The 26587-nt window shown below is 71.8% G+C and carries 24 protein-coding genes and 1 tRNA gene; 15 read left to right on the forward strand and 10 right to left on the reverse strand.

Annotated elements, in window-relative coordinates:
* Positions 1-3: 3 nt before the first annotated feature.
* Positions 4-1407, reverse strand: a complete 1404-nt coding sequence (locus ACFXMG_RS32130; protein ID WP_383821106.1) for an extracellular solute-binding protein — start codon at positions 1405-1407, stop codon at positions 4-6.
* Between the two features lie 191 nt (positions 1408-1598).
* On the opposite strand from ACFXMG_RS32130, the gene ACFXMG_RS32135 reads away from it, so the two are divergent.
* Positions 1599-4301, forward strand: a complete 2703-nt coding sequence (locus ACFXMG_RS32135) for a cellulose binding domain-containing protein (protein WP_383821109.1) — start codon at positions 1599-1601, stop codon at positions 4299-4301.
* The gene (locus tag ACFXMG_RS32140; protein ID WP_383821113.1) at positions 4286-5626 is read left to right on the forward strand and encodes an endo-1,4-beta-xylanase; all 1341 of its coding nucleotides are present in this window, start codon (positions 4286-4288) and stop codon (positions 5624-5626) included. Before ACFXMG_RS32135 ends, ACFXMG_RS32140 begins: the two co-directional genes overlap by 16 nt.
* A gap of 59 nt (positions 5627-5685) precedes the next feature.
* Here the strand turns inward: ACFXMG_RS32140 and ACFXMG_RS32145 are convergent.
* From ACFXMG_RS32145 to ACFXMG_RS32160, 4 genes are all read right to left on the reverse strand, one after another.
* A tRNA-His gene (locus tag ACFXMG_RS32145) sits at positions 5686-5758 on the reverse strand.
* 119 nt (positions 5759-5877) lie between these two features.
* On the reverse strand, positions 5878-6480 hold the full coding sequence (gene orn, locus ACFXMG_RS32150; protein ID WP_360317654.1) for an oligoribonuclease: 603 nt from the start codon (positions 6478-6480) through the stop codon (positions 5878-5880).
* Between the two features lie 144 nt (positions 6481-6624).
* Entirely contained in the window at positions 6625-7794 is a 1170-nt protein-coding gene (locus ACFXMG_RS32155; protein ID WP_383821116.1) for a helix-turn-helix domain-containing protein, read from the reverse strand.
* 407 nt (positions 7795-8201) lie between these two features.
* Entirely contained in the window at positions 8202-8606 is a 405-nt protein-coding gene (locus ACFXMG_RS32160) for a hypothetical protein (RefSeq protein WP_383821119.1), read from the reverse strand.
* A 369-nt stretch (positions 8607-8975) separates the two neighbouring features.
* On the opposite strand from ACFXMG_RS32160, the gene ACFXMG_RS32165 reads away from it, so the two are divergent.
* Together ACFXMG_RS32165 and ACFXMG_RS32170 are read left to right on the forward strand one after the other, a co-directional pair.
* Entirely contained in the window at positions 8976-9497 is a 522-nt protein-coding gene (locus ACFXMG_RS32165) for a universal stress protein (RefSeq protein ID WP_355958018.1), read from the forward strand.
* Positions 9498-9681: 184 nt separating this feature from the next.
* Positions 9682-10245, forward strand: a complete 564-nt coding sequence (locus ACFXMG_RS32170) for a GPR1/FUN34/YaaH family transporter (protein ID WP_383821122.1) — start codon at positions 9682-9684, stop codon at positions 10243-10245.
* Between the two features lie 164 nt (positions 10246-10409).
* On the opposite strand, the gene glmS is transcribed toward ACFXMG_RS32170, so the two are convergent.
* Positions 10410-12227, reverse strand: coding sequence for a glutamine--fructose-6-phosphate transaminase (isomerizing) (gene glmS / locus ACFXMG_RS32175; RefSeq protein ID WP_383821124.1), 1818 nt, complete (start codon positions 12225-12227; stop codon positions 10410-10412).
* Positions 12228-12283: 56 nt separating this feature from the next.
* Positions 12284-12559, reverse strand: coding sequence for a hypothetical protein (locus ACFXMG_RS32180; RefSeq protein ID WP_383821127.1), 276 nt, complete (start codon positions 12557-12559; stop codon positions 12284-12286).
* Between the two features lie 166 nt (positions 12560-12725).
* Between ACFXMG_RS32180 and ACFXMG_RS32185 the strand changes: the two genes are divergently transcribed.
* The gene (locus ACFXMG_RS32185) at positions 12726-14339 is read left to right on the forward strand and encodes a beta-N-acetylhexosaminidase (protein WP_383821130.1); all 1614 of its coding nucleotides are present in this window, start codon (positions 12726-12728) and stop codon (positions 14337-14339) included.
* On the opposite strand, the gene ACFXMG_RS32190 is transcribed toward ACFXMG_RS32185, so the two are convergent.
* Positions 14340-14552 carry a DUF397 domain-containing protein gene (locus tag ACFXMG_RS32190; RefSeq protein WP_383821132.1) on the reverse strand — a complete coding sequence of 71 codons (213 nt, stop codon included), beginning with the start codon at positions 14550-14552 and terminating at the stop codon, positions 14340-14342.
* A complete protein-coding gene (locus tag ACFXMG_RS32195; RefSeq protein WP_383821135.1) occupies positions 14549-15388 on the reverse strand; it encodes a helix-turn-helix domain-containing protein in 840 nt (279 codons plus the stop codon). The genes ACFXMG_RS32190 and ACFXMG_RS32195 overlap by 4 nt, the downstream gene beginning before the upstream one ends.
* Positions 15389-15482: 94 nt before the next feature.
* Here ACFXMG_RS32195 and ACFXMG_RS32200 point away from each other — a divergent pair, with 94 nt between their 5' ends.
* From ACFXMG_RS32200 to ACFXMG_RS32215, 4 genes are all read left to right on the forward strand, one after another.
* Positions 15483-15911 (forward strand): hypothetical protein, encoded by a 429-nt coding sequence (locus ACFXMG_RS32200; protein ID WP_383821138.1) that lies wholly within the window; start codon positions 15483-15485, stop codon positions 15909-15911.
* A gap of 153 nt (positions 15912-16064) precedes the next feature.
* Positions 16065-16298, forward strand: coding sequence for a DUF397 domain-containing protein (locus ACFXMG_RS32205; RefSeq protein ID WP_383821141.1), 234 nt, complete (start codon positions 16065-16067; stop codon positions 16296-16298).
* 65 nt (positions 16299-16363) lie between these two features.
* Positions 16364-17257 (forward strand): JmjC domain-containing protein, encoded by an 894-nt coding sequence (locus tag ACFXMG_RS32210; RefSeq protein WP_383821144.1) that lies wholly within the window; start codon positions 16364-16366, stop codon positions 17255-17257.
* Positions 17244-17675, forward strand: coding sequence for a hypothetical protein (locus tag ACFXMG_RS32215; RefSeq protein ID WP_383821147.1), 432 nt, complete (start codon positions 17244-17246; stop codon positions 17673-17675). The genes ACFXMG_RS32210 and ACFXMG_RS32215 overlap by 14 nt, the downstream gene beginning before the upstream one ends.
* Here the strand turns inward: ACFXMG_RS32215 and ACFXMG_RS32220 are convergent.
* Positions 17633-19129: a hypothetical protein gene (locus ACFXMG_RS32220; protein ID WP_383821150.1), complete on the reverse strand. Its 1497-nt coding sequence runs from the start codon at positions 19127-19129 to the stop codon at positions 17633-17635. The two genes, ACFXMG_RS32215 and ACFXMG_RS32220, sit on opposite strands and share 43 nt — an antisense overlap.
* A 270-nt stretch (positions 19130-19399) precedes the next feature.
* Between ACFXMG_RS32220 and ACFXMG_RS32225 the strand changes: the two genes are divergently transcribed.
* The 6 genes from ACFXMG_RS32225 (at position 19400) to ACFXMG_RS32250 (ending at position 26585) form a co-directional block, all read left to right on the forward strand.
* On the forward strand, positions 19400-20458 hold the full coding sequence (locus ACFXMG_RS32225) for an ABC transporter substrate-binding protein (protein WP_383821153.1): 1059 nt from the start codon (positions 19400-19402) through the stop codon (positions 20456-20458).
* 4 nt (positions 20459-20462) lie between these two features.
* Positions 20463-21356, forward strand: coding sequence for a siderophore-interacting protein (locus ACFXMG_RS32230; protein ID WP_383821156.1), 894 nt, complete (start codon positions 20463-20465; stop codon positions 21354-21356).
* 160 nt (positions 21357-21516) lie between these two features.
* A complete protein-coding gene (locus ACFXMG_RS32235) occupies positions 21517-22956 on the forward strand; it encodes a pyridoxal phosphate-dependent decarboxylase family protein (protein WP_383821159.1) in 1440 nt (479 codons plus the stop codon).
* Positions 22943-24226 carry a lysine N(6)-hydroxylase/L-ornithine N(5)-oxygenase family protein gene (locus tag ACFXMG_RS32240; RefSeq protein WP_383821162.1) on the forward strand — a complete coding sequence of 428 codons (1284 nt, stop codon included), beginning with the start codon at positions 22943-22945 and terminating at the stop codon, positions 24224-24226. Before ACFXMG_RS32235 ends, ACFXMG_RS32240 begins: the two co-directional genes overlap by 14 nt.
* Positions 24223-24771 (forward strand): GNAT family N-acetyltransferase, encoded by a 549-nt coding sequence (locus ACFXMG_RS32245; RefSeq protein ID WP_383821165.1) that lies wholly within the window; start codon positions 24223-24225, stop codon positions 24769-24771. Before ACFXMG_RS32240 ends, ACFXMG_RS32245 begins: the two co-directional genes overlap by 4 nt.
* Positions 24768-26585 (forward strand): IucA/IucC family protein, encoded by a 1818-nt coding sequence (locus ACFXMG_RS32250; RefSeq protein WP_383821168.1) that lies wholly within the window; start codon positions 24768-24770, stop codon positions 26583-26585. The genes ACFXMG_RS32245 and ACFXMG_RS32250 overlap by 4 nt, the downstream gene beginning before the upstream one ends.
* The last annotated feature ends 2 nt before the right edge of the window (positions 26586-26587 follow it).

Here is a 26587-nt window from a genome sequence, read left to right on the forward strand (position 1 = left end):
ACCTCACCGGTCCAGCGCGTTGTCGATCGCCTTCATCGCCGCCCGCCAGGCCGAGTCCGGTGAGCGGCCCGTCTGGTCGACCTGGAGCATGCCGGTGTCGGACAGGATCTGGTTCACCAGGCCGTCCTTCGGGCCGACCGGCGCCACCGGCACGCCCATGGCCGCCGCCGAGTAGATCCGGCCGACCGGCGCGTCCCCGAAGTACGGGTGCCGGGCGTCCCGCACCTGCGGCAGCCCGAAGGCGGCCTCGGCGCTCGGGAAGCTGCCGCGCCGCTCGAAGAGCACCGCCTGCTGCTCGGGGGCGGTGAGCCAGGCCGCCAGCTCGGCCGCCTCCTCCACGTGCTTCCCGGCGGCCGGGACGACCAGGAAGGACCCGCCCCAGTTCCCGGGCCGGGGGGCCTTCGCGATGTCCCACTTCCCCTTCCCGTCCGGTCCGCCCTTGTCCTGGATGTAGCCGAGCATCCACGCCGGGCAGGCGATCGAGGCGAACCGGCCGTGCGCGAAGCCCTGGTCCCAGTCGGGGGTGAACTGCTGGAGGCGGGCGGTCAGTCCGTACCGGGCGAAGTCCGCGCCGAGGTCCCAGGCGGCCCGCACGGCCGGGTTGGTGGCCACCACCAGCCGCCCCCGCGCGTCGTAGTAGCGCAGCTTCGCGCCCGAGACGACGGCGGCCATCACGCCGGAGGCGGAGTCGGTGAACGCCACGCCGTCCGGCGCCCGTTCGGCGAACCTGCGGCCCGTCTCCAGGTACCGGCGCCAGTCCCCGGCCCACAGCCGCCCGACCTCCTCGCGGTCGGTGGGCAGCCCGGCGGCGGCGAAGTGGTCCTTGCGGTAGCAGACGGCCAGCGGCCCGATGTCGGTGCCGAGGCCCAGCACCCGCCCGTCGTCGGTCCGCGCCTGCGCCCACTTCCACGGCAGGAACGCGCTCTCGTCCACGCCGGGCGCGTGCGCCAGGTCGACCAGCCGGTCGGCCTGGGTGTCGACGACCTCCGCGATGTTCCCGACCTCCACGGCCTGGATGTCGGCGAGCCCGGCGCCGGCGGTGAGGTGGGTGAGCAGCTGCGGGTAGTAGACGTCGGCGCGGGAGAGGGAGGTCTGCCGGATCGCGACGTCCGGGTGGAGCCGCATGTACGTGTCGTAGAGCCCGGCCTCCTTGAGCCCGAAGGTGCCGTAGACCCCGACGGTGAGCGTGACCGGCCGCCCCGAGCCGTCCACGGCCTCCCCGGCGCCCGCCGCCGGCGGCACCGGCGGGTCGGTGGCGCAGCCGCCGAGCAGCGCGGCGGCGAGCAGAAGCGCGAGGGCACGCGCGCGGGTGCGTCCGCGTACGAGGGCACGCGCGCGTGCGCGGGTCCGTCCTCGTACGCGCGCGCGTGCCCCGTCCCGTCGTGGTGTCCCGTTCCTCCGCCCCATGGGCCCGACCGTAGGCGGCGGGGGCGGGGCGGCCGGCGGGGCGGCGCCGGGCCCCCGGCCCGGCTCACCCGTTCGGCGGACCGGACACGAGGCGCGTCGAACGTCTTCGACGCGTCCCGCGTATTGACCGTGTTCTGACAGCAAACGGATAGTGGGAGCGCTCCCATACTTCACTTTCCGACGGGATACCCATGCGCAGACCACGACTCCTCGCCGGGCTCGCGGGGCTGGCCCTCTCGGCCGGGCTCCTCGCGGGCGCCGTGCCGGCCGGCGCCGCCGAACCCGCACCGGCCCAGGCCCGGGCCGGGACCACGGCAGCCTCCTCGTACACCTGGAAGAACGTCCGGATCGACGGCGGCGGCTTCGTCCCCGGCCTGGTCTTCAACCGGACCGAGAAGGACCTCCTCTACGCCCGCACCGACATCGGCGGCGCCTACCGCTGGGACCAGGCGGGCTCCGCCTGGATCCCGCTCCTCGACCACATCGGCTGGGACGACTGGGGCCACACCGGCGTCGTCTCCCTCGCCTCCGACACCGCCGACCCGGACAGGGTGTACGCCGCCGTCGGCACGTACACCAACGACTGGGACCCCGGCGCGGGCGCCGTCCTGCGCTCCGCCGACCGGGGCGCCACCTGGCAGCGCGCCGACCTCCCCTTCAAGCTCGGCGGCAACATGCCGGGCCGGGGCATGGGCGAGCGCCTCGCCGTCGACCCGCACAAGAACAGCGTCCTCTACCTCGGCGCCCCCAGCGGCAACGGCCTGTGGCGCTCCACCGACTCCGGCGCCACCTGGGCGAAGGTCACCTCCTTCACCAACCCCGGCAACTATCAGCAGGACCCCTCCGACACCAGCGGCTACAACTCCGACGAGCAGGGCATCGTCTGGGTCACCTTCGACGAGTCGACCGGCAGCGGAACCGGCGCCGGGGCCACCGCCACCAAGACGATCTACGTCGGCGTCGGCGACAAGGAGAACGCGGTCTACCGCTCCACCGACGCGGGCGCCACCTGGACCCGCCTCGCGGGCCAGCCCACCGGCTACCTCGCCCACAAGGGCGTCCTCGACGCCGAGAACGGCTACCTCTACCTCGCGTACAGCGACACCGCCGGTCCGTACGACGGCGGCAAGGGCCAGGTCTGGCGGTACGCGACGGCCACCGGTACGTGGACGAATATCAGCCCCGTCGCCGAGGCCGACACCTACCACGGCTTCAGCGGCCTGACCGTCGACCGGCAGAACCCCGGCACGGTCATGGTCTCCGCGTACAGCTCCTGGTGGCCCGACACCCAGATCTTCCGCTCCACCGACTCCGGCTCCACCTGGACCAAGGCGTGGGACTACTCGTCCTACCCGAGCCGGACCGACCGCTACACGATGGACGTCTCCTCGGTGCCGTGGCTGACCTGGGGCGGCAACCCCACCCCGCCGGAGCAGACCCCCAAGCTCGGCTGGATGACCGAGGCCCTGGAGATCGACCCCTTCGACCCGGACCGCATGCTGTACGGCACCGGCGCCACGGTCTACGGCACCACCGAGCTCACCAAGTGGGACACGAACACGAACTTCACGATCCGGCCGATGGTGAAGGGCCTGGAGGAGACCGCCGTCCTCGACCTGGTCTCGCCGCCCTCCGGCGCCCCGCTGATCAGCGCCCTCGGCGACGTCGGCGGCTTCCGCCACACCGACCTCGGCGCCGTCCCGCCGATGATGTTCACCTCCCCGAACTTCACCTCCACCACCAGCCTCGACTACGCCGAGACCGACCCGGACACGCTGGTCCGCTCCGGCCACCTGGAGGGCGGGCCCCGGGTCGCCTTCTCCACCGACAACGGCGCGAACTGGTTCGCCGGGCAGGAGCCCGCGGGCGTCACCGGCGGCGGCACGGTCGCCGCGGCGGCCGACGGCGCCCGCTTCGTCTGGAGCCCCGAGGGCACCGCCGGCGTCCACGCCGCCACCGGTCACGGCACCTCCTGGACCGCCGCCACCGGCATCCCGGCCGGCGCGACCGTCGAGTCCGACCGGGTCGACCCGAAGACCTTCTACGGCTTCAAGGGCGGCACCTTCTACGCCTCCGCCGACGGCGGCCTCACCTTCACCGCCAAGGCCACCGGCCTGCCCGCCCAGGGCAACGTCCGCTTCAAGGCCGTCCCCGGCAGGAAGGGCGACATCTGGCTCGCGGGCGGCGCCCCCGACGCCACCTACGGCCTGTGGCACTCCACCGACGGCGGCGCCACCTTCGCCAAGGTCTCCGGCGTCGAGCAGGCCGACGCCATCGGCTTCGGCAAGGCCGCCCCGAACGCCTCCTACCCGGCGCTCTACTCCAGCGCGAAGATCGGCGGCGTCCGCGGCGTCTTCCGCTCCACCGACGCCGGCGCCACCTGGGTCCGGGTCAACGACGACGCCCACCAGTGGGGCTGGACCGGCGCCACCATCACCGGCGACCCGCGCGTCTACGGCCGCGTGTACGTGGCCACCAACGGGCGCGGCATCGTCTACGGCGACACCAGCGAGACCGGAGGCGGCGACGGGGGAGGCGACGGCGGCGGCACCGACCCGGGCACCCCGCCCGCCGGCGCCTGCAAGGTCGCGTACAAGATCACCAACCAGTGGCAGGGCGGCTTCCAGGCCGACGTCACCGTGACCAACACCTCCACCACCGCCTGGAACGGCTGGACCCTCGGTTGGACCTTCCCCGCCGGGCAGACCGTCGGCCAGATGTGGAACGCCACCCCCGCCCGGACCGGCACCGCCGTCACCGCGAAGAACGTGGGCTGGAACGGCACGGTCGCCGCCGGCGGCTCCGCCTCCTTCGGCTTCACCGGCGGCTGGACCGGCACCAACCCCGTACCCGCCGCCTTCACCCTCGGAGGTGCCGCGTGCTCCGCCGCCTGACCGCCGTCACGGCGCTCCTCGCCGCCGCCCTGACCGCCACCGTCACCGGGACGGCGACGGCCGCCGACGCCCCGCTGCGGGACCTCGCCGAGGCCCGGGGGATCTACCTCGGCACCGCCGTCACCGGCGGAAAGCTCACCGGCGCGTACGCGGACACCGCCGCCGCCCAGTTCGACTCGGTCACCCCCGGCAACGAGATGAAGTGGGGCTCCGTCGAACCCGTCCGGGGCCAGTACTCCTGGACCGGCGCCGACCGGATCGTCGACTTCGCCGAGGCCCACGGCCAGGAGGTCCGCGGCCACACCCTGGTCTGGCACAGCCAGCTGCCGTCCTGGGTGAGCGGCGGCACCTGGACCCCCGACACCCTCCGCGCGGTCATGACCGACCACGTCACCACCCAGGTCACCCGGTACAAGGGCCGGATCGACCACTGGGACGTCGTCAACGAGCCGCTGAACGAGGACGGCACCCTGAGGCAGTCCGTCTTCGGCGCCACCCTCGGCGAGTCGTACATCGCGGACGCCTTCCGGGCCGCCCGGGCCGCCGACCCGGCCGCGGAGCTCTACCTCAACGACTACTCGACCGACGGCGTCGGCGCGAAGAGCGACGGCATGTACGCCCTGGTCAAGCGCCTCCTGGCGCAGGGCGTGCCGGTCGACGGGGTCGGCTTCCAGGCCCACCTGATCCTCGGCCAGGTCCCCTCCACCCTGGAGGCCAACCTCCGCCGCTTCGCCGACCTCGGCGTCGACGTGGCGATCACCGAGCTCGACATCCGCATGACCCTGCCGGCCACCGAGGCCAAGCTCGCCCAGCAGAAGGCGGACTACGCGGCCGTGACCCGCGCCTGCCTGGCCGTCACCCGCTGCGCGGGCCTCACCGTCTGGGGCTTCACCGACTCCGACTCCTGGATCCCGGACTTCTTCCCGGGCCAGGGCGCGGCGACCCCGTACGACGAGAACCTCAATCCCAAGCCCGCGTACGCCGGGATCGCCGGGGCCCTGGGCCCGGTCACGCCGCCCGGCCCGGCGGTCTGCTCCGCCACGTACACCGTGCAGAGCCAGTGGGGTGGCGGCTTCACCGGCCAGGTCACGGTCCGCAACACCGGCACCGCCCCGCTGACCGGCTGGAAGGTCGCCTGGGAGTACCCGGCCGGCCAGCGGGTCACCCAGGGGTGGAACGCCATGGTCACCCAGACCGGTACCGCCGTGACGGCGACGCACCTCGCGTACAACGGCACGGTCCCGGCCGGAGGCTCCACGAGCTTCGGCTTCAACGCCTCCTGGACGGGCACCAACCCGCCCCCGGCGGTCCTCACCTGCGCCTAGCGGGGGAACGCGAAAAGACCGAGGCCCCGGTTCTTCCGAACCGGGGCCTCGGCCATCAGGGTGAGTAACGGGACTTGAACCCGCGACATCCTGGACCACAACCAGGTGCTCTGCCAGCTGAGCTATACCCACCATGACCGGAGGTCTTCCCGAAGGTTTCCCCGACCGGCCGAGAAGAAGTCTACAGGGTTCCGAGGGGTGCTCGCGCACACGTTTTCCCCGGGTGCGCGAGCGAGCCCTCGCGGAGGCCGTTACTCCGCGGGGACGACGTGACGGGCCGCGATCTCCTTCGCGGTCTCCGAGTCGGGGCCGGGCTGCGGGACGAAGACCGCCTCGCGGTAGTAGCGCAGCTCGGCGATGGACTCGCGGATGTCGGCGAGCGCCCGGTGGTTGCCGTTCTTCTCCGGACTGTTGAAGTACGCCCTCGGGTACCAGCGGCGCGCCAGTTCCTTGACCGAGGACACATCGACGATCCGGTAGTGCAGGTGGTTCTCCAGGGCGGGCATGTCGCGGGCGAGGAAGCCGCGGTCGGTGGAGACCGAGTTCCCGCACAGCGGCGCCTTGCCGGGCTCCTTCACGTGCTCGCGGATGTACGCGAGGACCTGCGCCTCCGCGTCGGCCAGCGTGGTGCCGCCGGGCAGCGCGTCGAGCAGCCCGGAGGCCGTGTGCATCTGGCGCACGATCTCCGGCATGGTCTCCAGGGCGCGGTCCGGCGGGCGGATCACGATGTCCACACCTTCGCCGAGCACGTTCAGTTCCGAGTCGGTGACCAGCGCGGCCACCTCGATGAGTGCGTCGTCCGTCAGCGAGAGCCCGGTCATCTCGCAGTCGATCCACACCATGCGATCGTTCATGCGTCCTACCTTAGGCGGCCGGGGCGGGGGAGAGGTCCCCGCGGGCACCCTCCGGACACGCCGACGGGCGCCCGGGGGAGGTGGCCCCGGACGCCCGTCGGTACCGCGTCGCGCCGCTTGTGGCGGCGCCGGTCCTCTTCTTCCCTACGGCGCGCTGCGCTGGCCCGGCAGCGCGGCCCGGCCCGGCGCGTAGGCGTCGGCTCCGGGCTTGCCCGGCTCCAGCGGCCCTCCGGGGCGGCGGATTCCCGCCACCACCTGCGCGGGCACCACCGGGTCCAGGACGGCCGTCGGCTGCTCGCCCTGCGGCCGCCGGGCCCGGTACGCCGCCCGGTAGGCCGCCGGCGAGGAGCCGAGCTGCCGCCGGAAGTGGCCGCGCAGCGCCACCGGCGAGCGGAAGCCGCAGCGCCCCGCGACCTCGTCCACCGAGTAGTCCGAGGTCTCCAGGAGCCGCTGCGCCTGGAGCACCCGCTGGGTGATCAGCCACTGGAGCGGCGCGGAGCCGGTCAGCGAGCGGAAGCGGCGGTCGAAGGTCCGCCGTGACATGTACGCGCGGGCCGCCAGGGTCTCCACGTCGAACTGCTCGTGGAGGTGCTCCAGCGCCCAGGCCACGACCTCGGCGAGCGGGTCGGAGCCGATCTCCTCGGGTAAAGACCTGTCGAGGTAGCGCTCCTGACCGCCGCTGCGCCGCGGCGGGACGACCAGCCGGCGCGCCAGCGCGCCCGCGGCCTCGGTGCCGTGGTCGGTCCGCACGATGTGCAGACAGAGATCGATTCCGGCCGCGGTGCCGGCGGAGGTGAGCACGTCCCCGTCGTCGACGAAGAGCTCCCGCGGGTCCACGTGGACCGACGGGTAGCGCTTGGCGAGCGTCGGCGCGTACATCCAGTGCGTGGTCGCCGGGCGGCCGTCGAGCAGGCCGGCCGCGGCGAGGACGAACGCCCCGGTGCACAGGCCGACGATCCTGGCCCCTTCCTCGTGCGCCCTGCGGAGCGCTTCGAGCGCTTCCGGCGGCGGCGGCGAGGTGATCGAGCGCCAGGCGGGGACGACGACCGTCCCCGCGCGGCCGATCGCCTCCAGGCCGTACGGCGCGGTGAGTTCGAGCCCGCCCGTGGTCCGCAGGGGGCCCTCCTCACCGGCGCAGACGAGCAGCCGGTAGCGGGGCACCCCGGCGTCCTGCCGGTCGATGCCGAACACGGAGAGCGGGATGGAGCTCTCGAAGATGGGGCCGCCGCTGAACAGCAGCACCGCGACGACTTCGCGACGGCGGCGCCCGGACAGCTTCCGTGCGACCTCCGGTGCGGCGGAGTCCTGGCTCATGGTGCTAAGCCCCCCTCGGTGTTGGCGTCTCCCTGGTCGTGTCGCTGTGCCACGTTTCCCCTCGGTTTTGCACGAGACCCCAGTCTTCGGTACCCATGATCGAATCTACTGCGTCCCGTGCCGCCGGCGTGACAAGTTCTCCATCCGGCACATTGTCGACAAGGCCACTTGGCGTGAAGCGATCGATCGCGGGGGGAGCGGCCGGAGGGGCTCCGGAAGGGGTCCCGCGGTGACGAAGTGGCCGTACGCGAAGGGTGCGGCCCCTTGTGGCACGGCGTTCCCGGGGGATCGGGGAGGGCTTGACGTACCGTTTCGCCAAGGACGCGCCGGGAACTTCAAGTTGGCTGAAAACATATGGGATCGGCTGTGCGAACCTGTCAACTCGAAGGGGGTCCGGACGCGTCCGCTCAGCCCTGGCGACGGCTCCCGGCGCCCGTGGCGCCCTCCGCGCGCAGCCCCCGCTCGGCGCGGCGCAGCAGCAGCCGGCAGGCGGCCGTCACGGAGGCGAGCCCGAGGGCGGCTCCGCCCGCCCCGCCCAGCGAGGTCCCGAAGGCGACGAGCACCAGCGGGACGAGGGCGCAGCAGAAGACCGCCCAGCGGACCACGTCGCCGGCCGGGTCCGCGAGGACCCCGCCGTCCGCCGCCGGCTCCGCCCCCGCGGCCGCCACGGGTCCGCCCGGTCCGCCCGGTCCGCCGCCCGGTCCGCCCGTCTCCGGGGCGACGGGCGCCGCGGGGCCCGGGACCCGGGTGCGGCGGCGGGAGCGGACGGAGGGGGCGGGGGCGGCGGAGGCGGGCGTGGACGGTGCGGGCACGGGCGGTCTCCCTGCGGCGGTGATCCGGACCTGTGGGGAACGAGGAACGGAAGGTTCCGGTCACTCTGAGCGACGCCCGTTCGGCCCTCGCGGCGGCGGCCGGAGGACGCCTGTAGGACACATCCGGCATTGCCAGATGGTGAATCCTTCGTGCATCCTCCGGAGGACGCCGCGCGCGCAGAGCCGCGCACGAGCGGTCAGCACGCCGGGTGTGGCACGGCGGGCGCTGGGCAGGAGAGGAGTGTCGCCGTACCCTTGGGGGTATGGGATTGGGAAGATGATTCCCGGACACAGCAGCTCCGCCGCCACCCGTTGTTCCGTCCCTCTCCACCGTCCCTTCCCACGAGGACTTCCCTAGCCGAGACACCCATGGCCGGTCACGAATTCCCCGAACCCGCGGACCGCAAGCGCGTCGCCGACTCCACGGTGGACCCCCTCGCGGTCGAACAGCCACGCCACGCCTGCGACCCGGCCTTCCGGCACGGTGTCGTCGTCGGCTTCGACGGCTCCACGTCCAGTGAGCGCGCCCTCGCCTATGCCATCGGCATGGCCCGGCGCTCCGGCTCCGGCCTGATCATCGTGCACGTCGCGAACCGGCTCCCCACCACCGTGTGGGCCGGCTGCGAGCCGCCGGTCTTCGTCGACGTCCCGGACCACAGGACCGAGGTCCTGGGTCTTGAGCTGGCCTGCGCGGAGCACCTCTCCGAGGTGCCGTGGATCCTGGTGGAGCGCGGCGGGGACATCTGCCACGAGCTGGAGGAGGTCGGCCGGGAGTACTCGGCCGACGCGATCGTGGTGGGCTCGACGCACGGGATCGTCGGGCGGATCTTCGGCTCGGTGGCCGGCCGCCTCGCGCGGCGCGCCCGCCGGCCCGTGATCGTCATCCCGTGACCGTGACCGTGATCCTTTGACGGTGCCCGGACCTCGTCCGTAACGCCCGACCCTCCCTCAACTCCCTTCCCGTGGCGAGAATTTCTGTCCGCCTCAGGTGATTTGTGCGCTTGTGAAGGGTAGCTAAAGAGCACCGGAATCAGCAGCTCACGCGGCATCACCGCTCGTTCGAAGGGAGCCCCACGTGAACAAGGACGTCGCGTCGGGGAACGGCACCTCCACTCTCGGAAACCTCGCACTCGGACTGACCCTCCTGGCCTTCGGCCTGGGTGGTACCGGGGTGCTCGACAACGTCGCGGCAGCGGATGCCGCGGGACTCGCCACCTGGGTGGGTGGCGTGGCGCTCTTCCTGGTCGGCCTGCTCGCCCTGCGCGCGGGCAGCACCGGCGACGGCACGGCCTTCACGGCGCTCGGCGCCTTCTGGTTCACCTGGGGGACCGGGGTGGGCGGCGGGGCCTCGGCCGACGCGGCGGGTCTCTTCCTGCTCCTGTGGGCGCTGCTCGCGCTCACGCTGACGCTGGCCGCCTCGGGCGGCGGGGTCTTCGGGCAGGGCGTGTACGGCCTGCTCTTCGTCGCGCTGGTGCTCTCGGGCATCGCCGCGCTGGCGGGCAACGAGGGCCTCGGCAAGGCGGGCGGCTGGGTGGCCGCGCTGGCGGGCCTCGCCGCCTGGTACGGCGCCACGGCGGCGGTGGCCGGCTGGCCGATGGCCCTGCGCCGCACGAGCGGCGGCACGGCGGCGGCCGCGTAACGGAGGGAAGCACAGCAGAACGGCCCCCTCTCGCTCCTGGGAAGCGAGAGGGGGCCGTTCCTCGTGTCCGGTCGGCTTCGCCGGGGGACAGGCCCGGCGTACGGCTCCGGGGGACAGGCCCGGGGCCGTGGCGTGCTCGGCGGGTGACAGGTCCCGCCGGGCGACTACTCGACCGTGACGGACTTGGCCAGGTTGCGCGGCTTGTCGATGTCGCGGCCCATGGCGAGGGCGGTGTGGTACGCGAAGAGCTGGAGCGGGATGCCCATGAGGATCGGGTCGAGCTCGTCCTCGTTCTTCGGCACGACGATGGTGTGGTCGGCCTTCGCCTGCGGCTGGTGCGCGACCGCGAGGATGCGGCCGGAGCGGGCCTTGATCTCCTCCAGGGCGGCGCGGTTCTTCTCCAGCAGGTCGTCGTCGGGGACGATCGCGACCGTCGGCAGGGCGGGCTCGATGAGGGCGAGCGGGCCGTGCTTGAGCTCGGAGGCCGGGTACGCCTCGGCGTGGATGTAGGAGATCTCCTTCAGCTTGAGGGATGCCTCCAGGGCGACCGGGTAGCCCCGGACGCGGCCGATGAACATCATCGACTGGGCGCCGGCGTACTCGGCGGCGATCCGCTTGATCTCGTCCTCGGTCTTGAGGATCTCCTCGATCTGCGCGGGGAGCCTGCGCAGGCCCTCGATGATCCGCTTGCCGTCGGTGACGGACAGGTCGCGGATGCGGCCGAGGTGGAGGGCGAGGAGGGCGAAGGCGGTCACCGTGTTGGTGAAGCACTTGGTGGAGACGACGCAGACCTCGGGGCCGGCGTGGACGTAGACGCCGCCGTCGGCCTCGCGGGCGATGGCGGAGCCGACCACGTTGACCACGCCGAGGACGCGGGCGCCCTTGCGCTTGAGCTCCTGGACGGCGGCGAGCACGTCGTAGGTCTCGCCGGACTGGGAGACGGCGATGTACAGCGTGTCGGGGTCCACGACCGGGTTGCGGTAGCGGAACTCGGAGGCCGGCTCGGCGTCGGCCGGGATGCGGGCCATGCCCTCGATGAGGGAGGCGCCGATCATGCCGGCGTGGTACGAGGTGCCGCAGCCGAGGATCTTGATGCGGCGGATGGTGCGGGCCTCGCGCGGGTCGAGGTTGAGGCCGCCGAGGTGCACGGTGGAGAAGCGGTCGTCGATCCGGCCGCGCAGCACGCGGTCGACCGCGTCGGGCTGCTCGGAGATCTCCTTGTGCATGTACGTGTCGTGGCCGCCCATGTCGTAGGAGGCGGCCTCCCACTCGACGGTCTCGGGGGTCGACGTGGTGGAGGCGCCGGCCACCGTGTAGGTGCGGAAGTCGTCGGCCTTGAGGGTGGCCATCTCGCCGTCGTCGAGGGTGACGACCTGGCGGGTGTGGGCGATGAGGGCGGCCACGTCGGAGGCGACCAGCATCTCCTTCTCGCCGATGCCGAGGATGACCGGGGAGCCGTTGCGGGCGACGACGATGCGGTCGTTGAAGTCGGCGTGCATCACGGCGATGCCGTAGGTGCCCTCGATGACCTTGAGCGCCTCGCGGACCTTGTCCTCCAGGGACTCGGCCTGGGAGCGGGCGATGAGGTGGGTGATGACCTCGGTGTCCGTCTCGGAGGCGAAGACGACGCCGTCGGCCTCCAGCTTGGCGCGGAGCTCCTGGGCGTTGTCGACGATGCCGTTGTGGACGACCGCGACCTTGTTCTCGGGGTCCAGGTGGGGGTGCGAGTTGTGGTCGCTGGGGGCGCCGTGGGTGGCCCAGCGGGTGTGCGCGATGCCGGTGGTGCCGGAGAAGCGCTTGGGGACGCGGGCTTCCAGGTCACGGACCCGGCCCTTGGCCTTGACCATCTTCAGCGCCGCGCTCTTCGGGCTGTTGATGACGAGGCCGGCGGAGTCGTAACCGCGGTACTCCAGGCGGGCGAGGCCCTCCAGGAGCAGCGGCGCCACGTCGCGCTTACCGATGTAACCGACAATTCCGCACATAAAGGAAACCCCTCCGGTTGGTGATGGTGGTGCTCGGCCTGGACGAGAGGGCCGGACTAGCCGTAGACGATCCGGCGCAGCTGCCGGAGCGAGAGCTCCGGCGGCGCGACGGCCCGGTGCGGCAGTTCGGCCGAGATCCGCTCGAAGATGTCCGCGTTCACCGCTCCGCCGGACTGAAGCTCGCGGTGGCGGCGGCGGACGAACTCCTCGGTCGTCTCGTCGAAGTACGCCAGCACGTCGAGCACCACCCGGGCGGCCTCACCACGCTGGAGCGCGGTGCTCCGGACCAGGTGGTCGATGAGGTCGTCATGGGTCGGGCGGCGTTCGAGCACCCATGAATACTGAGGGGTACCGCGTGGTTCTCGCAAGAATCCTGCCCGAAATCGGGCAGGGACCGCATGATCATCGCGTTCGACACGCTTATTGGTCCAGACCTTGACCCCGAGTGCGGGCGGCAGTACGCATGGTGACCCGCCCGCGCACCGAAAGGGTCCGCCCGTGAGACGGCGCCTGATCGCCCCCGCAGTCCTGCTGCTCGCCGCCGCCCTCGGCTGTACGGAGGCGCCCCCGGCCGACTCCGCGCCGGGACCGGCCCTCCCCGCCGCCGAACCCGAGGTCCGCCCGCTCGGCCGGGTGATCCCCCTCCCCGCCTCCGTCGCGCCCGGCGGAGCCCCGTACACCCTCACCGCCGCCACCCGCATCGGCGTCCCCGGCGGCGGCCCCGGCGTCCGCGCCGTCGCCGAGCAGCTCGCCGCCCGGCTCCGCCCCGCCACCGGCTTCCGGCTCCCCGTCGTCACCGGCGCCGACGCGGAGATCCGCCTCCTGCTCGACCCGGCCGCCGGGGACCTCGGCGACGAGGGGTACCGGCTCCGCTCCGAGCCCACCCGGCTCACCCTCACCGCCCGCACCCCCGCCGGCCTCTTCCGCGGCGTCCAGACCGTCCGCCAGCAGCTCCCCGCCGCCATCGAGCGCACCACCGTCCAGCACCGCGCCTGGAAGATCGCCGGCGGCACCGTCACCGACACCCCGCGCTTCCCCTACCGCGGCGCCATGCTCGACGTCGCCCGCCACTTCTTCACGGTCGAGGAGGTGAAGGCGTACATCGACCGCATCGCCCTCTACAAGCTCAACACCCTCCACCTCCACCTCACCGACGACCAGGGCTGGCGCATCGCCATCGCCTCCCGGCCGAACCTCACCACCGTCGGCGGCGCCACCGAGGTCGGCGGCGGGCCCGGCGGCTTCTACACCCAGGACCAGTACAAGGAGATCGTGCGCCACGCCGCCGCCCGGCACATCGAGGTCGTCCCCGAGATCGACATGCCCGGACACACCAACGCGGCCCTCGTCTCCTACCCGGAGCTCAACTGCGACGGAAAGGCCCCCGAGCCGTACACCGGCGTCGAGGTCGGCTTCTCCACCCTCTGCGCCGGCAAGGAGGTCACCTACGACTTCGCCGACGACGTGCTGCGCGAGATCGCCGCGCTCACCCCCGGCCGGTACGTCCACATCGGCGGCGACGAGGCGCGCTCCACCAGCCCCGCCGACTACCGCACCCTCATGGACCGCATCCAGCCCCTCGTCACGAAGCACGGCAAGCAGGTCATGGCCTGGCACCAGCTCACCGGCGACGCCACGCCCGTGCCCGGCGCGGTCGTCCAGTACTGGGGACACGACCGCACTTCCGCGGAGGAGAAGGAGAAGGTCGCGGAGGCGGCGAAGGCCGGCGCCGGGATCGTCGTCTCGCCCGCCGACCGCGCCTACCTCGACATGAAGTACACCGCCGACTTCCCGCTCGGCCTCCAGTGGGCCGGCACCGTCACCGTCCGCGAGGCGTACGAGTGGGACCCCGGCAGCCACCTCCCCGACGTCCCCGAGAGCGCCGTCCGAGGCGTCGAGGCCCCGCTCTGGACCGAGACCCTGTCGTCCTTGGAGCAGCTAGACACGATGGCCTTCCCTCGCCTCCCCGGCCTCGCCGAACTCGGCTGGTCCCCACGCGAGGGCCGCACCTGGGACACGTATCGGCTCCGCCTCGGCGAACAGGCCCACCGCTTCGAGGCGTTGGGGGTGGACTGGTACCGGTCGCCGGAGGTGCCGTGGCCGGCGGGGTAGTCAGCGGGGGGTGTCGAACCCGCCGTTCTTGACGCCGGTCACGAAGGCGGAGAAGGCGGCGGAGGGGAGGGAGAGGGTGGGGCCGGTGGGGCGCTTGGAGTCGCGGACGGGGACGAGGCCGTGGGGGGTGACGAGGTTGGTGGCAACCTCGACGCACTCGCCGCCGCCGGAGCTGTATGAGGACGTGTGCCAGCGGGGGGAAGCGGTCGTCATGACATGCCCTTTCGTACCTTCTCGATCAAGGCCACGGACTCTGCCTGAGAGAGGCATTCGGCCTGGAGTTGATGGTAGGCGGTCATCAGGGATGCCACGGCGGTGCGCTCGCGGTCCACGTATCCCTGTGCGTGGGTCTCCGCGTACGCGACCATTGAGCGGTCGGCCAGGGTGAGCAGATTGACCGGCAGATCGAACGGGCGACGCTCGCCTATCTCGTACGGCGCCACCTGGAGCATGGTGTTCGGCAACTCGGCAAACTCGACCAGGCGTTCCAGTTGCGCGCCCATGACGGTGCATCCGCCGACTGGGCGGCGGACGCAACTCTCGTCCATCACCACGAGCAGCATGGGCGGACGGCCCGTCTTCAGCGTCGCTTGCCGTTCCGCTAGGAACGCGACGCGTTCGTCTGCCTGTTGCTGCGTGATGGAGCCTCGCCGTACGTCGCCGTTCGCGAGCGCCTGCGCGTAGCCGGCCGTCTGTAGCAGACCCGGAATGATCCCCAGGTGGAACGACCGGATCTCGACGGCGCGCCCCTCGTATGCGACGTACTCCGGAAAGCCCTCTCGCAAGCTGCCATACCGGATCTCGTTCCACAGGCGTTCGAGCGAGTCGGTGGTCCCTGCCGTACCGAGAGCCTGGTCGGCTTCCCGCGAAAACGGAAGGGTTGGAGGCTTCCGGGCAGTTTCCACCGCAGAGACGTGCTGGCTGGAGTAGCCCGTCTGAGCTGCCAGGTCGTCCTGGGTCCAACCCCGACGCTCTCGCAGCCTGCGTAAATGCGCACCATAGGCCGCGCGTGGACCGTCCTCTGGGCTCAGTTCCTTGCGATTAACCATAACTCTTCCTTCCGGACTGCCCGGTTGAAGGGTTCTCGACTCTACGCCACGCTGAGCACCCTTGGTAGTGGAATCGCTACAGAGAGGAGCCGTCATGTCCTCGTTCAACATCCCCGCCGCCGGCGCCTACGTCGTCGACACCGGCCACGGAAAGGCCCGGCTCGGGCGGGTTTCGCGGAGTCAGGCCGGGAGGGTGTACGTGAGCCCGCCGGGCGGCGGCGCCGAGTGGGCCGCGTCGCCCGGGGACCTGCGGGCGCCCGACGAGGGCGAGTGGGCGACGATCCGCGTCCTCACCACGCCCGTGCCCCCGGCACCGGTGATGGTGCTGTCCGTCGACCACGGGCTCCGGCCCCGCCCCGAGCCCGCACCCGACTGCACGGCCTGCGCACACCTCGTCCGGTGGTTCGACCTCTACACGGGTGCGGGGGCACGCCACGACGAATCCGCCGCCGTGGACTGCGTGGTGGAGATCCGGAACCACCCGCACGACCCGCCCAAGATGCGCATCGAGGCGGCGCCGTGAACGACTCCGTGCGCCCCTGCAATGGGTGATGTCTGAACACTCCGCCCTCTCGTTAGAGGGAGCGGTCGCGTCCCGCCCCCGGTCATGTCCGGCAAGACCGTCCGGGGCCGGGACCCAGTCCCCATCGAAGTCAGAGACAGGAGACCAACGGTCATGAGTGATCTGTACGAGCGGGAGGTCACCGGCGAGTTCGCCGCGCTCTGCGGGGGCGGGACGGACAACGACGGCAACATGGAGAGCTGCATCACGCTGGCCGAACTGCACGGCGGCGGATACGCGCTCGGGGACAGCAAGCCCGAGGGCGTCGGGCGGGAGCTGCGGATGAGCGCGGCCGAGATCACCGCGTTCGCGCGCGCCTGGATCGCCCGGGCCGACGCGGCCCACTGACCCACGGCGGGATCCACCCGCGAAGGGGTGGGTCCTGCCCGGCCTCCCTACCGAAGGAGTCAGCTATGCCGCTGGCCGATCTCGTGGACCACGTCCCGGAGATCCTCACGGAATGGCCTACCAGGCCGACCCTCTTCCACCGCGATCCCTCCGCTCTGGCCTCGCTGTTGTCCCTGGGTGAGGTCGACGCGCTGGTGGACGCGGAGTGCCTTCCCGCCAGGAACGTCGTCCTGTTGTCGGAGGGGAAGGTACTGGAGCGGTCCACGTACATCGACGGGGAGATGCCCCGGCCCGGCGCGGTCCGCGCGCACCTCGACGGCGGGGGCACGCTCTCGGTGCGGCAGCTCCAGACGGTGAAACCGTCCCTGAGCGTGCTGAGACGCGAGATCCAGGCCGAGACCGGGTGCGCGGTGCATGTGAACGCGTATCTGACCCCGGCGGGGGCGCAGGGGCTCAAGTACCACTACGACCCGTACGTCACGCTGATCGTCCAGCTTTCCGGACGGAAGGCGTGGCCCCTGCATGCGCCCCTCGTCAAGAATCCGATGACGGAGTACGGGAACTTCCTGGAGAGGGGGTTCACCCCGGCGGAGCGGCACTTCCTCGCCCATACGGCACCGGAGCGGACGGTCACGCTGGCTCCCGGTGACGTGTTCTGGCTGCCGCGCGGCTATGTCCACTCGCCGTACACCGTCGGCGACGAGCCCTCGTTGCACCTCACCTTCGCGCTCAAGGAGCGCACGTTCCACTGGCTGGCCTCCGAGATGACGAGCGAGGTGCTCGCGCAGGCTCTGGTGGATCCCGCCCTCCGGGCGGAGATTCCACCGGCGGACCTGCTGTCCGCACCGGGGGACGCGATCCGGTGGACGCGGGAGTATCTGGTCGGTGCCCTGCTGCTCCTGGAGTCCGGGCACGTCGCCGAGATCGCACGGAGGGCGGCCGCCCGTGCCGGACGGTGAGGAGGGCGTGAGGCGGCACTGGCACGCGTACGCGTACACCGGCAGGTCGTACCCGGACTCGGCGATCCGCCGAGGGGAGGTGCCGGCCGAGTATCCGCCCATCGAGATCAAGGACTGGCTGCGGCGGCCTGCCGGGCAGGTGGTCGCCACGTACTCCGACGTCGATGCGGCGGTCTCCTGGCTGGAAGGGGAGCTGACGCGGAACCCGCCGGTGGACCAGGAGCACTTCCCGGTGTGGGACCGGCTGCTGCGGTGCCGGGAGACGTTGCTGCTGGCGGCGGGGTGTGACGTCGTTCAGGGCTACTACTCGAAGGCCCAGCAGTACGTGTCCCGGGCGCTCGTCGTCTGTCCGCGCGGCGAGGGGGACTCCTGCCCTTACGGGACTACATGGGGTTCGGTCGCCGATGGGGCGATGTAGGCGTCGAGGGGGCGCCAGCCGGGGGCGGAGGGGAGGCGGGTGCGGGGCCAGGTCTGGGCGTAGGGGGGTGGGGTGCGGCCTGCGTGGACGACCACCGCTAGTGGGACCGTGCGGGCAGCCGCTGCCAGGCCCGCTTCGGTGATGCTGCCGTCGTGGCCGCGGGGTTGGCGGGAGGAGCAGCCGGTGTAGTAGCCGATCGGGACGTACTCGCGGCCGGTGACCAGGCAGGGCGGGCGGACGCCGAGGCCGTGCAGGGCGGCCGCGATGCCGGTGAACTGCACGCGTACGGAACGGCTGTAGCCGACGGCGCGGTGGAGGACGGCGTACTGCACGGCCAGATGGACGACCAGCAGGGCGGCCAGCAGGCCGACCCAGAGGCGACGGCGGGCCGAGCGGGTCGCCGCGGTCCACAGGAGGAGCGCGCACTCGCCCACGGGCAGGGCGAGCAGCGCGTAGGCGGGCAGCAGGAAGCGGGGGGCCGCGTAGCCGATGGTGAAGAGGTACGGCCCCGCCAGCGAGGCCGCCGTCACCGTCGCGAGGAGGACGGGCGCGGCGCGGCCCGCCCGGCGCGCGGCGACGAGACCGCCCAGGACGGCGAACGGCAGCAGGAACCACCAGAAGCCCGTCCACGGGTGCGCCCACGCGATGTCGCACGGCCGGCACAGGGTGCGCCCGGCGAGCGCCCGCACATGGTCGTCGACCGAGAAGTACCAGCCCATGTCGCCCTGGATCTCACCGGCCCGGTGCAGCCGCGCGGCGAGCCCGCCGTAGGAGGTGTACGCCTCCACCACCCAGGGGACGGCGCCGAGGAGCAGCCCGGCGGCGGTCACGACCGGGACCCGGGGGCGGCGCCAGGCGGGCACCAGCAGCCCGGCGGCGAGGAGCGGCAGCGCGAGCCAGAGGCCGTCGGCGGGCCGCAGCAGCGTGACGGCCGCGACGGCCGCGCCCAGTCCGGCGAGGGCCCGCCGGTCGCGGCCCGCGCGCGGCAGGCAGCCGACGGCCACCAGGGCCCCGAAGGCGCACCACAGGTTGGGCATCACCCGCGGGCCGTAGAAGAGGGTGACCCACAGCCCGGCGAAGAGGGCGCCCCCGGCGACGAGCACCCGCGCGGGCAGCAGCGGGCGCCACACCCGCAGCGCGCCGTAGAGCGCGGCCCCGGAGAGCAGCGCCAACCAGACGCGGATCGCGGTGGTGGAGGCGGTGAACGCGGCGACGGGGGCGACGAGATAGGTGATGCCCCGGGCCCGGGGGGCGCTGAAGTACGCGGGCGGGGCGTTGCCGCCGACCTGGCTGACGTACACCGCCTCGTCCCAGCCGAGGCCCGTCCCGGGGACGGAGAGGGCGAGTTGGGCGAGGGTGAAGGCCGCCGCGAGGGCGGCCAGGAGCCACCCGCCGCCGTGCACCCGCACAGGGACCAGGGACCGCGGGCCGGTTCGCGCTTCGGAGGTGGTCACACCGTCAACCCTGCGGCGGGCGGCGGGCGCACGTCCGGCGGCGCGCCGCGCCACGGGGCGCACCACCTCGACAGGAGTAGCCGCGCCTCTCAAGGGGTGCGCTCTGCCGTGGGTCCGTCGGCCCCTGGTGGCTCCGGTCTGTCGGAACACGCGCGGTGACGGCGATGTGACGGAGTCCTCGGGCTCGGACCTGTCGATCGCTGTGAGGTTAGGCTAACCTACCTTCGACTTGCCCAGGCCGACCCCGGCACGTACCGAAAGCGACCCCACATGCCCAGCAACGCCCGAGCCACCTCCCTCACCCGCCGCGGCATCCTCGCCGCGGGCGGCGCCCTCGGGCTCGGCGCCGCGCTCGCCGCCTGTGGCGGCGACGGTGACAAGAAGAAGGACTCCGGCGCCTCTTCGTCCGCCTCGGCGAAATCGGGTTCCTGGGAGTTCAAGGACGACCGCGGCCAGACCGTGAAGACCAAGGCGACGCCGAAGAACATCGTCGCCTTCACCGGCATGGCCGCCGCCCTCAAGGACTTCGGCGTCGAGGTCACCGGCGTCTTCGGCCCGACCTACGTCGAGGACCCGAAGACCAAGGAGAAGACGCCCGACGTCCAGGCCGGCGACCTCGACATCACCAAGGTGAAGGTCATCGGCAACGTCTGGGGCGAGTTCAACATCGAGGAGTACCTCAAGCTCCAGCCCGAGGTCCTCATCACCGACATGTGGGAGAAGGACGCCCTCTGGTACGTGCCGGAGGAGCAGAAGGCCAAGATCCTCAAGATCGCGCCCAGCGTCGCCCTGTGGGCCTCCGGCAAGTCGATGCCGTCCGTCCTCCAGCGCCACGCCGACCTGGCCGCCTCCCTCGGCGCCGACGTGAACAGCGAGCAGGTCAAGAAGGACAAGGCCCGCTTCGAGGCCGCCGCCGAGCGCCTGCGCAAGGCCGCCCAGGGCAAGAAGGACATCAAGGTCCTCATCGGCTCCGGCGCCCCGGACACCTTCTACGTCTCCACCCCGGTCCGCCCGACCGACACGCTGTTCTTCCAGGAGCTGGGCATCAACCTCGTCGTCCCGGGGAAGCTGGACCCGTCCGGCTGGTTCGAGCTCCTGAGCTGGGAGAACGTCGACAAGTACAAGGCCGACGTGATCCTCCTCGACAACCGCACGGGCACCCTCCAGCCCGAGCAGCTGAAGGCCAAGCCGACCTGGGCCGCGCTGCCCGCCGTCAAGGCCGGCCAGGTCTTCCCGCGGGTGACCGAGCCCGTCTACTCCTACGCCAAGTGCGCTCCGCTCCTGGAGGACCTGGCCGCCGCCCTGGAGAACGCGAAGAAGGTGTCCTGACCCGATGACGAACGCCGAGACCGCCCCGTTCCAGTTCTTCTCCCTCCAGGTCGACCGGACGCGGCGGCTCGGCCCGTCGCTGGTCCGCGTCACCTTCACCGGAGCGACCGGCGAGGAGCTGAAGGGCTTCGCCGCCGGCGGGCGCGACCAGTCACTCTCGCTCTTCCTGCCGCACCCCGGCCAGGAGGCCCCGGTCCTCCCGCCGCTGGACGACCCGGACATGTACGCGATCCTCGGCGCCTGGCGGGCCATGCCCGACGACGTCCGGGCCGTGATGCGCTCGTACACCGTCCGCGCCCAGCGCACCGAGCCGGTGGACGAGATGGACATCGACTTCGCCGTCCACGAGGACGGCGGCCCGGCCTGCCGCTGGGCGCAGCACGCGAAGCCCGGGGACCGGGTGGTCGTGCTCGGCCCGGCGGTCGCCGACAACACCGGGGTCCGCTTCCGGCTGCCGGAGGGCGCCGACTCGGTGCTGATCTGGGCGGACGAGACGGCGCTGCCCGCCGCCTCCGGGATCCTGGAGTGGCTGCCGGCCGAGACCCGCGCCCAGGTCTTCCTCGAAGTGCCGTACTCCGGCGACCGGATGGAGCTCGCCACGCAGGCGGACGCCACCGTCACCTGGCTGGTCCGGGAGGAGGGCGCGCCCTCCGGCCTGGAGGCCATCGCGGCCGCGGAGCTGCCCGGGGAGTCGCCGTACGTGTGGATCGCGGGCGAGTCCGGCGCGGTGAAGGCGCTGCGGCGGCACTTCGTGCGCGAACGCGGGCTCGACCGGCGCCGGGTGACGTTCGTGGGCTACTGGCGCAAGGGCCTGTCGGAGGACGCCCTGCGCGAGGTCCCGGACGAGACGACGCAGGACGCGGCGCAGGACGAGACGAAGGTCGGAGCTCCGGAGTAGGCAGTCCCAGAAGGAGCCGGCGCAATTCGGCCATTCACCGCACAGCCCCTCAATCTTCACTGATTGAGGGGCTGTTGTCACACAAAATTAGGTTAGGCTAACCTTACTAAGCACCCACGGTTGCGTATTCCGCGTCCCTCGTCCCGAAAGGGCCCCCCACATGCGTTCGCACCTGCTCAACGACACGACGGCGGAGAGCTACCGACGCTCCGTCACCGAAGGAGTCGAGCGGGTGGCGAGGAAACTCGCCACGACGCGCGGCCCGTTCACCGGCGTCACCCCCGCCGAACTGGCGCCCGTGATCGACGCCGTGGACCTCGACCGCCCCCTCGGTGACGCCTCCGCCGCCCTCGACGAGCTGGAGGACGTCTACCTGCGCGACGCGGTCTACTTCCACCACCCGCGCTACCTGGGCCACCTCAACTGCCCGGTCGTCATCCCCGCCGTCCTCGGCGAGGCCGTCCTCTCGGCGGTCAACTCCTCCCTCGACACCTGGGACCAGTCCGCCGGCGGCACCCTCATCGAGCGCAAGCTCATCGACTGGACCGCCGCCCGCATCGGCCTCGGCCCGTCCGCCGACGGCATCTTCACCAGCGGCGGCACCCAGTCCAACCTCCAGGCGCTGCTGCTCGCCCGCGAGGAGGCCGACACCACCGACCTCTCCCGCCTGCGGATCTTCTCCTCCGAGTGCAGCCACTTCTCCGTCCAGAAGTCGGCCACCCTCCTCGGTCTCGGCCACGAGTCGGTCATCTCCATACCCGTCGACAAGAACAAGCGGATGCAGTCCGTCGTCCTCGCCGCCGAGCTGGAGACCTGCCGCGCCGAGGGCCTCGTCCCGATGGCCATCGTCGCCACCGCCGGCACCACCGACTTCGGCTCGATCGACCCGCTGCCCGAGATCGCCGCCCTCGCCGAGGAGTACGGCGCCTGGATGCACGTCGACGCCGCCTACGGCTGCGGACTGCTCGCCTCCCTCAAGCGCCGCCACCTCCTCGACGGCATCGAGCGCGCCGACTCCGTCACCGTCGACTACCACAAGTCCTTCTTCCAGCCGGTGAGTTCCTCCGCCGTGCTGGTCCGCGACCGGGCCGCCCTGCGCCACGCCACCTACCACGCGGACTACCTCAACCCGCGCCGTACCGTGGCCGAGCAGATCCCCAACCAGGTGGACAAGTCGCTCCAGACCACCCGCCGCTTCGACGCCCTCAAACTGTGGATGACCCTGCGCGTCATGGGCGCGGACGGCGTCGGCGAGCTCTTCGACGAGGTCTGCGACCTGGCCCGCGCCGGACACGACCTGCTCGCCGCCGACCCGCGCTACGACGTGGTCGTGGAGCCGCAGCTGTCCACCCTCGTCTACCGCTACGTCCCCGAGGCCGTCACCTCCCCCGCCGAGATCGACCGGGCCAACCTCTACGCCCGCAAGGCGCTCTTCGCCTCGGGCGAGGCCGTCGTCGCCGGCACCAAGGTCGACGGCCGCCAGTACCTCAAGTTCACCCTGCTCAACCCCGAGACCACGGTGTCCGACATGGCCGCCGTCCTCGATCTGATCGCCGGCCACGCCGAGCAGTACCTGGGAGAGAACCTTGTCCACGCCTGAGATCGCTGAGATCCACGACTTCATCGGGATCGGGCTCGGTCCCTTCAACCTCGGACTCGCCTGCCTGACCGAGCCCATCGAGGAGCTGAACGGCCTCTTCCTGGAGTCCAAGCCGGACTTCGAGTGGCACTCGGGCATGTTCCTCGAAGGCGCCCACCTCCAGACGCCGTTCATGTCGGACCTGGTCACCCTCGCCGACCCGACCTCGGCGTACTCCTTCCTGAACTACCTGAAGGAGAAGGGCCGGCTGTACTCGTTCTACATCCGCGAGAACTTCTACCCGCTGCGCGCCGAGTACAACGACTACTGCCGGTGGGCCGCGAACAAGGTCACCTCGATCCGCTTCTCGACGACCGTCGCCTCCGTCGCGTACGACGAGACCGGCGAGGTGTACGTCGTCACCACCGAGGCCGGAGAAACGTTCCGGTCGCGCCGGATCGTCCTCGGCACCGGCACCCCGCCGTACCTCCCCGCCTCCTGCGAGGAGCTCGGCGGCGACCTGATCCACAACTCGCGCTACGTGCCGAACAAGGCGGCGCTCCAGCGCAAGAAGTCGATCACGATCGTCGGCAGCGGCCAGTCCGCCGCCGAGATCTACTACGACCTCCTCGCGGAGATCGACGTCCACGGCTACAAGCTCAACTGGGTGACCCGCTCCCCGCGCTTCTTCCCGCTGGAGTACACCAAGCTCACCCTGGAGATGACCTCCCCCGAGTACGTGGACTACTTCCACGCGCTCCCCGAGCAGACCCGCTACCGCCTGGAGTCCCAGCAGAAGGGCCTCTTCAAGGGCATCAACGGCGACCTCGTCGACTCCATCTTCGACCTGCTCTACCAGAAGAACTTCGCCGGCCCGGTCCCCACCCGGCTCCTCACCAACTCCGCGCTGCACACCGCCTCGTACGACGAGGAGAGCGGCACGTACACCCTCGGCTTCCGCCAGGAGGAGCAGGAGAAGGAGTACGAGATCGAGACCGAGGGCCTGGTCCTCGCGACCGGCTACAAGTACGCCGTCCCCGCCTTCCTGGAGCCGCTCCGCGACCGGCTGCGCTTCGACGGGCAGGGCCGCTTCGACGTGGCGCGCAACTACGCGGTCGACACCACGGGCCGCGAGGTCTTCCTCCAGAACGCCGGTGTCCACACCCACTCGATCACCTCGCCCGACCTGGGCATGGGGGCGTACCGCAACGCCTACATCATCGGGGAGATGCTGGGGTCCGAGTACTACCCCGTCGAGAAGACCATCGCGTTCCAGGAGTTCAGCGTATGATCGCCCCCACCACCCCCGCCGTCGAGATCCGCCCGCTCGATCCCCTCAAGGACGCGGAGCTGATCCACCCCTGGGTCACCCACCCCAAGGCCGCGTTCTGGATGATGCAGGACGCGAAGCTCCAGGACGTGGAGCGCGCCTACATGGAGATCGCCGCCCACGCGCACCACGACGCCTTCATCGGCCTCGTCGACGGTGAGCCCGCCTTCCTCATGGAGCGGTACGACCCCGCCCACGTCGAGCTGGTCGGGCTCTACGAGCCCCAGCCCGGTGACGTCGGCATGCACTTCCTCGTCGCGCCCACCGACACCCCCGTGCACGGCTTCACCCGCACGGTGATCACCGCCGTGATGCGGGAGCTGTTCGCCGACCCGGCGACCGCCCGCGTGGTCGTCGAGCCCGACGTGCGCAACACCGCCGTGCACGCGCTCAACGAGGCCGTCGGCTTCGTGCCCGACGGCCCGATCCGGAAGCCCGAGAAGGAAGCCCTGCTGAGCTTCTGCACCCGGGCGCAGTTCGACGCCGCCGTGGGAGCCGCGATATGAGCCGCCTGGACGTCACCGACCCGGTCGCGCACCTCACGCCCGACCGCTGGGCCGCCGCCAACCGCGCGCTGATCCGCAAGGGCCTCGCCGAGTTCGCCCACGAGCGGCTGCTGAACCCGCAGGAGCTTGGGGGCACCTCCCAGGCCGAAGGCTCTGGGGGAGAGTCCCGCTACCGGGTGCTCAGCGACGACGGCGCCACCGAGTACCGCTTCACGGCGGACCGTTTCGCCCTCGACCACTGGCAGGTCTACCCCGAGTCGATCAGCCGGCACCGGGGCGACGAGCAGCTGCCGCTGGACGCCCTCCAGTTCGTCACCGAGCTGCGCGGCGCGCTGGGCCTGAGCGACGAGATCCTGCCGGTCTACCTGGAGGAGATCTCCTCCACGCTCGCCGGCACCGCCTTCAAGTCGACCAAGCCGCAGGTGCCCGCCGCCGAGCTGGCCCGCGCCGACTTCCAGGCCATCGAGACCGGGATGACCGAGGGCCACCCCTGCTTCGTCGCCAACAACGGGCGCCTCGGCTTCGGCGTCGACGAGTTCCGCGCCTACGCCCCCGAGGCCGCGAGCCCGATCCACCTGGTGTGGCTGGCCGCCCGCCGCGACCGGGCCGCCTTCACGGCCGGCGCGGGCATCGAGTACGAGACCTTCATCCGCGCCGAGCTCGGCGACGCGGCCGTGGACCGCTTCGCCGGGATCCTCACCGCGCGCGGCCTGGACCCGGCCGACTACCTCCTCATGCCGGCCCACCCCTGGCAGTGGTGGAACAAGCTGTCGGTGACCTTCGCCGCCGAGGTGGCGCAGCAGCGCCTGGTGTACCTGGGCGAGGGCGAGGACGCCTACCTGGCGCAGCAGTCGATCCGTACCTTCTTCAACACGGCCGACCCGGCCAAGCACTATGTGAAGACCGCCCTGTCGGTCCTCAACATGGGCTTCATGCGCGGCCTCTCGGCCGCGTACATGGAGGCCACCCCGGCGATCAACGACTGGCTGGCGCAGCTGATCGAGTCGGACTCGGTGCTGAAGGCGGCCCGCTTCTCGATCATCCGGGAACGGGCGGCGGTCGGCTACCGGCACCTGGAGTACGAGGCCGCGACGGACCGCTACTCGGCGTACCGGAAGATGCTGGCGGCGCTGTGGCGCGAGTCGCCGGTGGAGCGGCTCGCCGACGGCGAGCGCCTTGCGACGATGGCCTCGCTGCTGCACGTCGACCACGCGGGCGCGTCCTTCGCGGGCGCGCTGATCAAGGAGTCGGGCCTGGAGCCCGCGGTGTGGCTGCGGAAGTACCTGGACGCGTACCTGCTGCCGGTGCTGCACTGCTTCTACGCCTACGACCTGGTCTACATGCCGCACGGCGAGAACGTGATCCTGGTCCTGGACGAGCGGGGCGCAGTCGACCGGGCGGTCTTCAAGGACATCGCCGAGGAGATCTGCGTGATGGACCCGCACGCGGTCCTTCCGCCGGCGGTGGAGCGGATCCGCGCCGAGGTCCCGGAGGACATGAAGCTCCTCTCGGTCTTCACGGACGTCTTCGACTGCTTCTTCCGCTTCCTGGGGGCGACCCTGGCGGCGGAGGGCACGGTCGGCGAGGACGTGTTCTGGCGGACGGTCGCGGAGTCCGTGAAGGGCTACCAGGAGTCGAAGCCGGAGCTGGCGGACCGCTTCGCGCAGTACGACGTGTTCGCGGAGACCTTCGCGCTGTCCGCGCTCAACCGCCTCCAGCTGCGCAACAACAAGCAGATGGTCGACCTGGCCGACCCCTCGGGGGCGCTCCAGCTCGTCGGCGACCTGGTGAACCCGATCGCCCGGTTCGCCTGACC

It is taken from the genome of Streptomyces sp. NPDC059201 (assembly GCF_042754585.1).
Taxonomy (GTDB): Bacteria; Actinomycetota; Actinomycetes; order Streptomycetales; family Streptomycetaceae; genus Streptomyces.

What these genes read in the sequence shown, in the direction of transcription:
- ACFXMG_RS32250 (WP_383821168.1), top strand. Translation starts at nt 24,768, where the DNA reads ATGAGCCGCCTGGACGTCACCGACCCGGTCGCGCACCTCACGCCCGAC.
- ACFXMG_RS32155 (WP_383821116.1), bottom strand. Translation starts at nt 7,794, where the DNA reads ATGAGCCAGGACTCCGCCGCACCGGAGGTCGCACGGAAGCTGTCCGGG.
- ACFXMG_RS32245 (WP_383821165.1), top strand. Translation starts at nt 24,223, where the DNA reads ATGATCGCCCCCACCACCCCCGCCGTCGAGATCCGCCCGCTCGATCCC.
- ACFXMG_RS32190 (WP_383821132.1), bottom strand. Translation starts at nt 14,552, where the DNA reads ATGACGACCGCTTCCCCCCGCTGGCACACGTCCTCATACAGCTCCGGC.
- glmS (WP_383821124.1), bottom strand. Translation starts at nt 12,227, where the DNA reads ATGTGCGGAATTGTCGGTTACATCGGTAAGCGCGACGTGGCGCCGCTG.
- ACFXMG_RS32165 (WP_355958018.1), top strand. Translation starts at nt 8,976, where the DNA reads ATGGCCGGTCACGAATTCCCCGAACCCGCGGACCGCAAGCGCGTCGCC.
- orn (WP_360317654.1), bottom strand. Translation starts at nt 6,480, where the DNA reads ATGAACGATCGCATGGTGTGGATCGACTGCGAGATGACCGGGCTCTCG.
- ACFXMG_RS32210 (WP_383821144.1), top strand. Translation starts at nt 16,364, where the DNA reads ATGCCGCTGGCCGATCTCGTGGACCACGTCCCGGAGATCCTCACGGAA.
- ACFXMG_RS32205 (WP_383821141.1), top strand. Translation starts at nt 16,065, where the DNA reads ATGAGTGATCTGTACGAGCGGGAGGTCACCGGCGAGTTCGCCGCGCTC.
- ACFXMG_RS32230 (WP_383821156.1), top strand. Translation starts at nt 20,463, where the DNA reads ATGACGAACGCCGAGACCGCCCCGTTCCAGTTCTTCTCCCTCCAGGTC.
- ACFXMG_RS32225 (WP_383821153.1), top strand. Translation starts at nt 19,400, where the DNA reads ATGCCCAGCAACGCCCGAGCCACCTCCCTCACCCGCCGCGGCATCCTC.
- ACFXMG_RS32195 (WP_383821135.1), bottom strand. Translation starts at nt 15,388, where the DNA reads ATGGTTAATCGCAAGGAACTGAGCCCAGAGGACGGTCCACGCGCGGCC.
- ACFXMG_RS32130 (WP_383821106.1), bottom strand. Translation starts at nt 1,407, where the DNA reads ATGGGGCGGAGGAACGGGACACCACGACGGGACGGGGCACGCGCGCGC.
- ACFXMG_RS32135 (WP_383821109.1), top strand. Translation starts at nt 1,599, where the DNA reads ATGCGCAGACCACGACTCCTCGCCGGGCTCGCGGGGCTGGCCCTCTCG.
- ACFXMG_RS32235 (WP_383821159.1), top strand. Translation starts at nt 21,517, where the DNA reads ATGCGTTCGCACCTGCTCAACGACACGACGGCGGAGAGCTACCGACGC.
- ACFXMG_RS32200 (WP_383821138.1), top strand. Translation starts at nt 15,483, where the DNA reads ATGTCCTCGTTCAACATCCCCGCCGCCGGCGCCTACGTCGTCGACACC.